This is a genomic window from Mesorhizobium sp., assembly GCF_024509055.1.
Lineage (GTDB): Bacteria > Pseudomonadota > Alphaproteobacteria > Rhizobiales > Rhizobiaceae > Mesorhizobium.
On sequence record NZ_JANINM010000514.1, the window covers coordinates 1 to 10,447 of the forward strand.

Consider the following 10,447-nt stretch of genomic DNA (forward strand, 5'->3'; position numbering starts at 1 on the left):
ATGCCCGAAACGATACCTGAAGAGGTTGCGCGCCGCCGCACGTTCGCGATCATCGCGCACCCCGACGCCGGCAAGACCACGCTGACCGAAAAGCTGCTTCTGTTCGGCGGCGCCATCCAGCTCGCCGGCGAGGTGAAGGCCAAGAAGGATCGTATCCAGACGCGCTCCGACTGGATGAAGATCGAGCGCGAGCGCGGCATCTCGGTCGTCACCTCGGTGATGACCTTCGAGTACGGCGACAACGTCTTCAACCTGCTCGATACGCCCGGTCACGAGGACTTCGCCGACGACACCTATCGCACGCTGTCGGCGGTCGACTCGGCCGTCATGGTCATCGACGCCGCCAAGGGCATCGAGCCGCGCACGCTGAAGCTGTTCGAGGTCTGCCGGCTGCGCGATATCCCGATCATCACCTTCGTCAACAAGATGGACCGCGAAAGCCGCGATCCGTTCGAGATCCTCGACGAGATCGAGCAGAAGCTGGCGCTCGACACCGCGCCGGTTACCTGGCCGATCGGCCGCGGCAAGACCTTTTCCGGCACCTACCACCTGGCGCAGAACGCCGTGCGCAGGAGCGATGACGAGAAGGAACGCACACAGGTCAATGGCCCGGACTCTAACCGCGTCGCGGGCCTCCTGCCGGACAATGAGCGCGAAGCCTTCATCGAGGAACTGGAGCTCGCGCGCGAGGCCTGCCGTCCCCTTGATATCGAGGCCTTCCGCGAGGGTCATCTGACGCCGGTCTATTTCGGCTCGGCGCTGCGCAATTACGGCGTGCGTGACCTGATCGAGGCCCTCGGCGACTACGGGCCGCCGCCGCGCGCACAGGAAGCCGACACGCGGACGGTCGAGGCGACGGAGGAGAAGATGACCTCCTTCGTCTTCAAGATCCAGGCCAACATGGACCCCAACCACCGCGACCGCATCGCCTTCGTCCGCGTCTGCTCCGGCACCTTGCAGCGCGGCATGAAGGCCAAGCTGGTGCGCACCGGCAAGCCGATGTCCTTGTCCGCCCCGCAGTTCTTCTTCGCCCGCACCCGTGTCACCGCCGACGAGGCTTTTGCCGGCGATGTCGTCGGCATCCCAAATCACGGCACGCTGCGCATCGGCGACACGCTGACCGAGGGTGAGGAGATCCTGTTCCGCGGCGTGCCGAACTTCGCGCCGGAAATCCTGCGCCGCGTTCGCCTCGGCGACGCCATGAAGGCCAAGAAACTCAAGGAGGCGCTGCACCAGATGGCCGAGGAGGGCGTCGTTCAGCTCTTTTCGCCGGAGGACGGTTCACCCGCGATCGTCGGCGTGGTCGGCGCGCTGCAGCTCGACGTTTTGAAGGAACGGCTGAACATCGAGTACACGTTGCCCGTGGATTTCGAAATGTCGCGCTTTTCCGTCTGCCGCTGGATCTCCGCCGACGACAAGGCGGAAGTGCAGCGCTTCATCGAAGGGCATCGCGGCGACATCGCGCGCGACCTCGACAACGATCCGGTCTTCCTCGCCCAGCACGCCTTTTCGCTCAACTACGAAGCCGAACGCTGGAAAGCGATCCGCTTCGCCACCGTCAAGGACTACCAGGTCCGCGACAAGGTGGCGTGAGGGTCGTGGAAAACGTCTCATCACCTCGCATATTGATACGCCAATTTAAGTTCCGGCTTTAAAACCACTGGGCGGTGACTAGGTCGGACAATATGATTATCAATCTGGCTCCGATCCCGCCGGTTCGAGGGCGGATATTCGTTCGGTTCCAACAAGGCTGGGCATCCGACTTGCGATGAAGATCCTGATCACGGGATGTGGCGGGTTTGTAGCGCCGTACGTCATCGAAGCTCTCAGGAACGCTTTCGGCTCGTCCGTGGTTATTCTCGGGACGCATCACCGCGCCGTCAGATGCCCTGGCGTAGACGAGGTGCGGCTTGTCGACGTCAACGATGCGGCGGCAGTGAGCAAGACAGTCTCGGACTTTCACCCGGATCATTTCATCCATCTGGCCGCCGTAAGCCAGATTCCAACCGCTGCTGCCGACGCAAACGCGGCATGGCGCACCAACGTGCTGGGCACATTGAACTGTGCGAGGGCCGTTCTCGATTTTGCCGGGGACGCCTCATTCATCTTCGCAAGTTCCGGTCACGTCTATGGCGACAGCCATGAACGTCGGACTGAAGAATCTCCTGTCGCGCCAATCAACGAATATGGAGCGACGAAAGCCGCCGCGGATATTGCGCTTGGCGCGCTGGCCACGCGCGGACTGCGGGTCATACGGATGCGATCGTTCAATCACACGGGACCCCGCCAGTCCGAGATGTTCGTCGTTCCGAGTTTCGCGGCCCAGATTGCGCGAATAGAGCAGGGCCAGCCGCCGGTCATACATGTCGGCGACCTGGAGGCGGAGCGCGACTTTCTGGACGTGCGCGACGTGGCGGATGCCTATGCGCGGACGGTTCTCAAGGCAAAGGACATTCCCGCGGGGACCGTCCTCAATGTTTGTTCAGGTCAACCTGTGAAAATACGGACCATGCTCGACGGTCTCGTCGCTCTGTCCCACAAACCGATCGCAATCGAGATTGATCCCGCCCGCTTGCGTAAACTAGATTTGTCGATCTCTTATGGCAATCCGACGCGATGCCGGCAGATGCTTGACTGGAAGCCACAGTACACGTTGCAGCGGACCTTGTCGGATGTTCTGGAATTTCAGCGGAGTGCGGTCAGCTTCCTACAGCCTGGCCAAGGCATTGCGGAAGCGCAGTGATGCGCCAGGCAAAACGGAAGATCTCTTGACACCAGAAGCCACCCCTCCACGTCTGGAGCCGGAAGAGGCAGGCGAGCCAACCGACAGGCCGAGCGGCGCTTCGGCTATTCAACTGCCTCCGCCGAGACTGCGCTATAGGGTTGCCGGCACGGACGCGGGCAACTGGTTCGTGGAGTCAGGCAAGAGGTCCTTGGGCGATCTGGACCGGGCCTTGGCATCCATCCAGAAATCATACGAGGATTTCAACGATATCCTCGAGTGGGGATGTGGCTGCGGCCGCATCCTGCGGCATCTGCCCGTGCCGGCCTTGCCGCGCAAGCTCTACGGAAACGAAATCGATGCGGAAGCAATCGAGTGGATTTCGTCGAACATGCCTTGGATCGAAACGAGCCTGACGAAGGGCAAGCCGCCGTTACCCTATCCGGACGGATCGTTCGACTTGATCTTCAATCACAGCGTAATGTCGCATCTGGACGAAGAATACCAGGATGCCTGGCTGGCGGAACTGGCACGGGTGCTGCGTCCGGGCGGCGTGGTCACGCTGACGGTGCACGGTCAGCATGCCTTCGACCAGTTCTCGGGCGGAATTCCTGCGGACTCGCCCGTCCGCAAGCAGGTCACGGACGTTTACTACGGGCGTGGACTTTTCTACACCAAGGACGATGACTGGGGCGCCGATTTCCCGGACTTCTACCACTCCGCGTTTCACAGCGTTCGCTACATTTTCGACCACTGGTCGAAATTCCTACGCGTCCGTCAGTACATCCCGCGCGGCGCGCTGGACTATCAAGACATGGTCGTTCTGGAAAAGCTCTGATGGTCCGCGATCGGAAACTTGAACAGATTGACGAGCACGCGCCTGCCGCTTTGGAGATGGCGGCATGAGCGAGAGGGGAGATGAAGCCCCTCTGGCAGGCTACGGCGCCTGGCGCCGGTCCAGGTTGGCCTCAAGGATGGCGTGGACCGGCGAGCAGCGCGCCTGGAACCATCTGATCACGGTGTTCATCTATGATGCCTCGCCGGCAAACGCTGGCGCGTTGGCGCGAACCCTCTCATCCTTGCTCGGTCAGGTCTATCGCAACATCGAAGTCGTGGTCGCCGGTGTCCAAGAGGCGGAGTTGCCAGGCCTTGCGGATTTCACGAGCTTACGCGGGTTGTTCGCGGAGCCGGCGCTCGACCCGCTGGACGTCTTGTCGGACCCCAAGGCTGACCATTTGTGGCGCGGCAGCCATCTCGTCTTCGCAGCGGCGGGCACGGTCTTCGATCCAGATGGTTTTGCCCTGTTGAATGGGATGCTTTCGCCTTCCTCGGGAATGCAGCCGCCTGATCTGATCGTCTGCGATCATGGCCGCGGTACCGGCACGGCGGCCGAGCAGCCCTGTTTCCTGCCAGGATGGGATCCCGACCTGATTGCGGCGATGGATTACATCGACACGGCCTTCATGGCTTCGCGGAAACTCGTCCTTGACCGGCGTTCGGCTGAACGCGCGGTCTCCTTTCATGGCTGGTTGCGCGGCCTCGCCGGAAGGCCATTTGCTGTCGGTCATCTGACCGAACCGGTCATGAGTCTCTCCGCCGCAATGCCGCGTCCATCCGCGGCTGCGGTCGGTGTCGTCGGTACATCGCCGCCTCCTTCGGTGGCGATCGTGATTCCCAGCCGTGACCAGGCCGAGCTTCTGCAGCGTTGCGTGAGCTTCTTGAAGTTCCTCGAATACCCGACGCTTGAACTGGTGATCGTGGACCATTCGAGCACCGAGCTCGCGACATTGGCGCTCTATGCCGAGCTCCAGGAAAAGCACGGCGCCCGCATCGTCAAGGTCGATGGTCGGTTCAATTTCTCCAGAATGGTCAACCTTGGCGTCGCGGCCTCCAGCGCCGACGTGGTGCTCCTGCTCAACAACGACGTCGAGATCACGGACCCCCGCGAGGTGGAGGTCATGATTGCCCATGCGGTTCGGCCGGAAGTCGGCGTCGTGGGTGCGCGCCTTTTGTACCCGGACGGCACGGTCCAGCATGCCGGGATGGTCTTGCGATCCGGCGTGAGCGCGATGCACCCGGTCTTGGCGCAGCATGTGTTGCGCGGCGCGTCGGGACATGCGGAGGGCTATCTCAATGCCTTGCGCACCGTGCGTAACTACCAGGCCGTCACGGGCGCCATCATTGCCACGCGACGATCTGTTTTTAATGAGGTGGGCGGGTTTGACGAGGTCAATCTGCCGGTCGAATACAATGATGTCGACTATTGCCTTCGCGTTCGCGCGATGGGCCATCGGGTCATTGTGGTGCCGACTGAGGGGATCATCCATCGCGAGTCCTCGACACGCGGCACCGCTGTGACACCGGAGGTGGAGCGCATGCGCATGGCGGGTATGCGTGTGATCGCCGAGCGATGGAGCGACACTTTCAATCACGATCCTTTCTGCAATCCGCACCTCGATATGGGCGACCGGCCACAAGCTCGGTTTCCGTGGACCAGCGGGGCAGGCATTTCGTGAAGATGAAGGTTCTTGCCGGGAAGGTCGCGCGGCGCCTTCGGCGCATGGTTTTGCGGCAACGGCAAATGCGGGAAGTGTTGGGTATAGAGTGGGAGCAGCGCCACCTTCGTGCGCTTGCTGAGCTCGCTGGCGTGTTCGATGCCGACTGGTACATGGCCACGTATGGTGACGTTGCCGCGAGCGGCATCGATCCGTTCGTGCATTATATGAGCGACGGCTGGCGGGAGAAACGAAGGCCGGCCAACGGCGTCGAGATTGAAAGTTACGCCACCGTTATGCCGGGCTTCCGCCCCGGGGTCGACAATCCGATGTCGTACCTGCTGCGCAACGGTTTCGACGATCCGAATTTCAGAGTGATCAGGATGAAGCTGGCCGAGCGCCGCTCGGTTCGGCTGCCCCGAAATCTGGACGACGGCCTTTGCGTCACTGGATATCTGCGTTCCGAAATCGGATTGGGGCAAGCGGCGCGAAACATCGTCTACGCGTGCGATGCCGTACGCCTTCCGGTGTCCTGCCGGGCTTTGTCTTTGCCGGGGCGCGAAAACGACACCGAATTCGCCAGCAAATGCAACCCGGCTGTCGATCGAAAGGCTCAGGTGATCGTCACCGGTCTAGCTGCTATCGATCACTATCGCCAGGAGATCGCGCCCGGTCGACTGAACGTCCTGTTTCCCTTTTGGGAGCTCGGACGAATTCCACGGGAGTGGCATGCCGGGATCCGTGACTTTGACGAGCTGTGGGCGCCTTCCAGGTTTGTCGCTTCCGCCCTTGCAGAAGTTTCGGGCATGACCTTGCAGTATGTGCCGCAGCCGGTGCGGCTTCCTTCCGAATGCCCGCCGCCGCGATCGGGCCGAACGTCGCTGCGGTTCTTCACTTATCTCGACTACGACTCCTTCGTCACCCGCAAGAACCCGCAGGCGGCGGTCAACGCCTTTTGCGCCGCATTCCCCACGACCCAACGAGACGTCGAACTCATCGTCAAAACGCGCGGCGAACGCGACGAGGGGCTCCGGCAGTGGCTTGGCGAGATCGCCGCAAAAGATGATCGCATCCAGATTGTTGACCGAACGCTTGATCGCGCGGGCGTGGATGCGCTGATGCAGGGATGCGACGCTTTCATCTCCTTGCACAGGTCCGAGGGTTTCGGCTTTGGCGCCGCCGAGGCGCTTGCGGCCGGCAAGGCGGTGGTCGCCACCGACTATGGCGGCACGACCGATTTCATTAACGAACAGACGGGCTATCCAATTGCCTATGCCTTGGAGCCGGTCCGGCGCGGCGAGTATGTGCAGACCAAGGGCCAGGTCTGGGCGACGGCGGACGCGGGCGCAGCGGCCGAGGCCCTACGGGCGATCTATGCTTCGTCCGCGGAGGCGGAGGCACGCGCCAGCCGAGGCTTTGCCCTTCTCGAGCAACAACACTCACTGGCAGCTGTGGGCCAGCGCATTGCGCAAATCCTTGGAGAGCGTGGGCTGATCCGGCCGCGGGCCGGGTTGTCGGCGATGGCCGGAAAGCCATAGCCCGCAGGGCGGGCCGAGTCGAGCCCAGGGGTGGACTACCCTCTCGCCGCGGCTTCCAGCTTCCCGATCTCGATCTTGCCCATCTTCATCATGGCATCCATGACGCGGCCGGCCTTTGCTCTATCCGGATCCTGGAGCAGGCGCGGCAGCTGTTCCGGCACGACCTGCCAGGAAACGCCGAATTTGTCCTTCAGCCAGCCGCAGGGGCCGGGTTCACCGCCACCTTCGGTAAGCCTGGTCCAGAAATGGTCGACCTCCTCCTGCGTCTTGCAGTCGATCGACAGCGACATCGCCTCGGTGAACTTGTATTGCGGGCCGCCGTTGAGCGCCTGGAACTGCACGCCGTCGAGCTCGAACGAGGCGACCAGTACCTGGCCTTCGAGAGCATGGCCCTTCGGCCAGCGCGTCACGCTCGAGACCTTCGAATTCCTGAAGATGGAGACGTAGTGGTTCATAGCGTCTTCGGCCTGGCCGTCAAACCACAGGAAGGTGGTGATCTTTTGCATCTCATTCTCCTTGGTACTTTGTCGTGAAAGGATCAGGCGGCGCCTCTGGAGGCGTCGCGGCTGGAGGCAAGATAGGTGTCCAACTGCGCGTAGCTGTCGGCCATGCCGGAGGTCATTCCGGTGGCGAGGGCCGCCTCCCTGGCGGCATGCGACGCATAGCGGATCGTTTGCGTCAGCAGCGTCTTGCCGCTGGTTTCAGTGAAGGTCACGGTTCCCAGCGTCTCGCCGCCGGTCCAGTCTTCGTCGAACAACTCGGTGGCGGCGATCAGGCTGGGCCGGACGATCTCGCGGTAGGTGGCGCTCATGCCCATGACCTGCCCCTCGCGGTGCCGCCAGACATAGCGCGCCGCGCCGCCGACCCTGAGGTCTATCTTGCAGGTCTCCAGCCGCCAGCCCTCCGGGCCGTGCAGCCAGCCCTTCAGGAGTTCCGGGACGGTCCAGCAATCGAATACGATCGCGCACGGCGCGTCGAAGAGGCGAGTGATACGGACCTCGCGATCGCTGGGCGTCGTCACCGTCAAGGTTGCGACGGTTGAGCCTGGCAGTCTCGTGGTGCTCATGGTGATCCTCCTGTGTCCGACTTTTCAAAGGACGCTGCCGCGGCTTGCGGCCCGACACCGGTCAAGATTCTTTCTGTAGCCCCGGGGGTTGAACGACCCGCTCGGACTATTGATCCTGCTCGCCCAAATTCTTTTCTGCCTGTAGGGCACCGAGCAGCGCATCCAGCCGCTGGAAGTTGCCCTCCCAGATCTTCCGGTAGCGCTCCAGCCATTCCGTGGCTTCGGCCAGCGGCTTGGCTTCCAGCCGGCAGGGCCTGCGCTGCGCGTCGCGGCCGCGCGAGATCAGCCCGGCATTCTCCAGCACCTTGAGATGCTTCGAGATCGACGGCTGGCTCATGGCGAACGGCTCGGCCAATTCCATGACCGAGGCCTCGCCTTCCATGAGCCGTGCAAGGATCGCCCGTCGTGTCGGGTCGGAGAGTGCGGCAAAGGTGGCGTTGAGTTGGTCCATTTATATAGCCAATAAGGTATATACCCATTTGGCTATATATGATTGAGCAGAGCCGGTCAACCCGAAGTGTCGGCTGGAGCAGCGCAAAACTGTGGCAAGGCCGGACTGTGGCCGCTATAACCGCTGCCGACTAAAGTTCAGCGCCGCCGCGCCATGTTGGGCGCGGCCAGCCAGCAAGGACAATCCGATGCCTGCCTATCGTTCCCGCACCACCACCCATGGCCGCAACATGGCCGGCGCCCGCGGCCTGTGGCGCGCCACCGGCATGAAGGACTCGGATTTCGGCAAGCCGATCATCGCGGTGGTCAACTCTTTCACCCAGTTCGTGCCGGGCCACGTGCACCTGAAGGACCTCGGCCAGCTGGTGGCGCGCGAGATCGAGAAGGCTGGCGGCGTCGCCAAGGAATTCAACACGATCGCCGTCGACGATGGCATCGCCATGGGCCATGACGGCATGCTCTACTCGCTGCCGTCGCGCGAACTGATCGCGGATTCCGTTGAATACATGGTCAACGCGCATTGCGCAGACGCCATGGTCTGTATCTCGAATTGCGACAAGATCACCCCCGGCATGCTGATGGCCTCGCTGCGGCTCAACATCCCGACCGTCTTCGTCTCGGGCGGGCCGATGGAGGCCGGCAAGGTTGTGCTCGCCGGCAAGACGCAGGCGCTCGATCTGGTCGACGCCATGGTGGCGGCCGCCGACGATCGCATCTCCGACGAGGACGTCAAGGTGATCGAGCGCTCGGCCTGCCCGACCTGCGGCTCATGCTCGGGCATGTTCACGGCGAACTCGATGAACTGCCTGACCGAGGCGCTCGGCCTGTCGTTGCCGGGCAACGGGTCGACACTTGCCACCCATGCCGATCGCAAGCGCCTCTTCGTAGAGGCCGGCCATCTCGTGGTCGATCTCGCCCAGCGCTATTACGAGCAGGACGACGAAAGCGCTTTGCCGCGCAGCATCGCCTCCAAGGGCGCCTTCGAGAACGCCATGGCGCTCGACATCGCCATGGGCGGCTCGACCAACACCGTGCTGCACATCCTGGCCGCTGCCCACGAGGGTGAGGTCGACTTCACCATGGAAGATATCGACCGGCTGTCGCGCAAGGTGCCGGTGCTCTGCAAGGTGGCGCCGGCGAAGTCCGACGTGCACATGGAAGATGTCCACCGCGCCGGCGGCATCATGGCCATTCTCGGCCAGCTGGACGAGGCCGGCTTGATCAATCGCGACCTGCCGACCGTGCACACCGCCACGCTTGGCGAGGCGCTCGACCATTGGGATATTTCGCGCACCTCCAGCCAGAATGTCAGGGATTTCTTCCTGGCCGCGCCTGGTGGCGTTCCGACCCAGGTCGCTTTCAGCCAGGACCGCCGCTGGGACGACCTCGACACGAACCGCGAGACCGGCGTTATCCGATCGGCCAAAACGCCTTTCTCCAAGGATGGCGGGCTCGCCGTGCTGAAAGGCAATCTGGCGCTCGACGGCTGCATCGTGAAGACCGCCGGGGTCGACGAATCGATCCTGAAATTCACCGGCCCGGCCCGCGTCTTCGAGAGCCAGGACGCGTCCGTCAAGGCGATCCTCGGCAACGAGATCAAGGCGGGCGACATCGTCGTCATCCGCTACGAGGGGCCGCGCGGTGGCCCGGGCATGCAGGAGATGCTCTACCCGACCAGCTACCTGAAGTCGAAGGGGCTCGGCAAAGCCTGCGCGCTCGTCACCGACGGCCGCTTCTCCGGCGGCACATCGGGCCTGTCGATCGGCCACGTCTCGCCGGAAGCAGCCGAGGGCGGGCTGATCGGCATGGTCCAGGAAGGCGATACGATCGAGATCGACATTCCCAACCGCAAGATTCATCTGGCCGTCAGCGAATCCGAGTTGGCCGCGCGCCGCGCCGCGATGGCGGCGAAGGGTGCGGACGCATGGAAGCCGGCGGAAAAGCGCAAGCGCAAGGTGACGACCGCGCTGCGCGCCTACGCCGCCTTCGCCACCAGCGCCGACAAGGGCGCCGTCCGGAAAGTGCCGGAATAGCGCGGTTTTCCCTTCTCCCCTTGTGGGAGAAGGTGTCGCCGAAGGCGGCGGATGAGGGGTGTTCCAGGGAACGCCAACGCCTCACTTTGCTGGAACACCCCTCATCCGTCTCGGCGCTGCGCGCCGATCCACCTTCTCCCACA

General features: G+C 63.0%; 9 protein-coding genes. 6 read left to right on the top strand and 3 right to left on the bottom strand.

Annotated features, from left to right (window positions below; all coding sequences use genetic code 11):
• The 5 genes from Q0L57_RS30280 (at position 1) to Q0L57_RS30300 (ending at position 6,755) form a co-directional block, all read left to right on the top strand.
• A complete protein-coding gene (locus Q0L57_RS30280; RefSeq protein WP_296746764.1) occupies positions 1-1,593 on the top strand; it encodes a peptide chain release factor 3 in 1,593 nt (530 codons plus the stop codon).
• Between the two features lie 175 nt (positions 1,594-1,768).
• Complete coding sequence (locus tag Q0L57_RS30285; protein WP_296746765.1) at positions 1,769-2,743, top strand: GDP-mannose 4,6-dehydratase; 975 nt, start codon at positions 1,769-1,771, stop codon at positions 2,741-2,743.
• A gap of 190 nt (positions 2,744-2,933) precedes the next feature.
• Entirely contained in the window at positions 2,934-3,560 is a 627-nt protein-coding gene (locus tag Q0L57_RS30290; RefSeq protein ID WP_296746766.1) for a class I SAM-dependent methyltransferase, read from the top strand.
• 181 nt (positions 3,561-3,741) lie between these two features.
• Entirely contained in the window at positions 3,742-5,238 is a 1,497-nt protein-coding gene (locus tag Q0L57_RS30295; RefSeq protein ID WP_296746767.1) for a glycosyltransferase, read from the top strand.
• A gap of 2 nt (positions 5,239-5,240) precedes the next feature.
• Entirely contained in the window at positions 5,241-6,755 is a 1,515-nt protein-coding gene (locus tag Q0L57_RS30300) for a glycosyltransferase (protein WP_296746772.1), read from the top strand.
• A gap of 35 nt (positions 6,756-6,790) precedes the next feature.
• On the opposite strand, the gene Q0L57_RS30305 is transcribed toward Q0L57_RS30300, so the two are convergent.
• From Q0L57_RS30305 to Q0L57_RS30315, 3 genes are all read right to left on the bottom strand, one after another.
• Positions 6,791-7,261: a VOC family protein gene (locus Q0L57_RS30305; RefSeq protein WP_296746768.1), complete on the bottom strand. Its 471-nt coding sequence runs from the start codon at positions 7,259-7,261 to the stop codon at positions 6,791-6,793.
• Positions 7,262-7,293: 32 nt separating this feature from the next.
• Positions 7,294-7,821, bottom strand: coding sequence for an SRPBCC family protein (locus Q0L57_RS30310; protein ID WP_296746769.1), 528 nt, complete (start codon positions 7,819-7,821; stop codon positions 7,294-7,296).
• 106 nt (positions 7,822-7,927) lie between these two features.
• On the bottom strand, positions 7,928-8,272 hold the full coding sequence (locus Q0L57_RS30315; protein WP_296746770.1) for a metalloregulator ArsR/SmtB family transcription factor: 345 nt from the start codon (positions 8,270-8,272) through the stop codon (positions 7,928-7,930).
• Positions 8,273-8,459: 187 nt separating this feature from the next.
• On the opposite strand from Q0L57_RS30315, the gene ilvD reads away from it, so the two are divergent.
• Positions 8,460-10,304 carry a dihydroxy-acid dehydratase gene (gene ilvD, locus Q0L57_RS30320; protein ID WP_296746771.1) on the top strand — a complete coding sequence of 615 codons (1,845 nt, stop codon included), beginning with the start codon at positions 8,460-8,462 and terminating at the stop codon, positions 10,302-10,304.
• Positions 10,305-10,447 lie beyond the last annotated feature (143 nt).

What these genes read in the sequence shown, in the direction of transcription:
- Q0L57_RS30280 (WP_296746764.1), top strand. Translation starts at nt 1, where the DNA reads ATGCCCGAAACGATACCTGAAGAGGTTGCGCGCCGCCGCACGTTCGCG.
- Q0L57_RS30285 (WP_296746765.1), top strand. Translation starts at nt 1,769, where the DNA reads ATGAAGATCCTGATCACGGGATGTGGCGGGTTTGTAGCGCCGTACGTC.
- Q0L57_RS30300 (WP_296746772.1), top strand. Translation starts at nt 5,241, where the DNA reads ATGAAGGTTCTTGCCGGGAAGGTCGCGCGGCGCCTTCGGCGCATGGTT.
- Q0L57_RS30305 (WP_296746768.1), bottom strand. Translation starts at nt 7,261, where the DNA reads ATGCAAAAGATCACCACCTTCCTGTGGTTTGACGGCCAGGCCGAAGAC.
- Q0L57_RS30310 (WP_296746769.1), bottom strand. Translation starts at nt 7,821, where the DNA reads ATGAGCACCACGAGACTGCCAGGCTCAACCGTCGCAACCTTGACGGTG.
- Q0L57_RS30315 (WP_296746770.1), bottom strand. Translation starts at nt 8,272, where the DNA reads ATGGACCAACTCAACGCCACCTTTGCCGCACTCTCCGACCCGACACGA.
- ilvD (WP_296746771.1), top strand. Translation starts at nt 8,460, where the DNA reads ATGCCTGCCTATCGTTCCCGCACCACCACCCATGGCCGCAACATGGCC.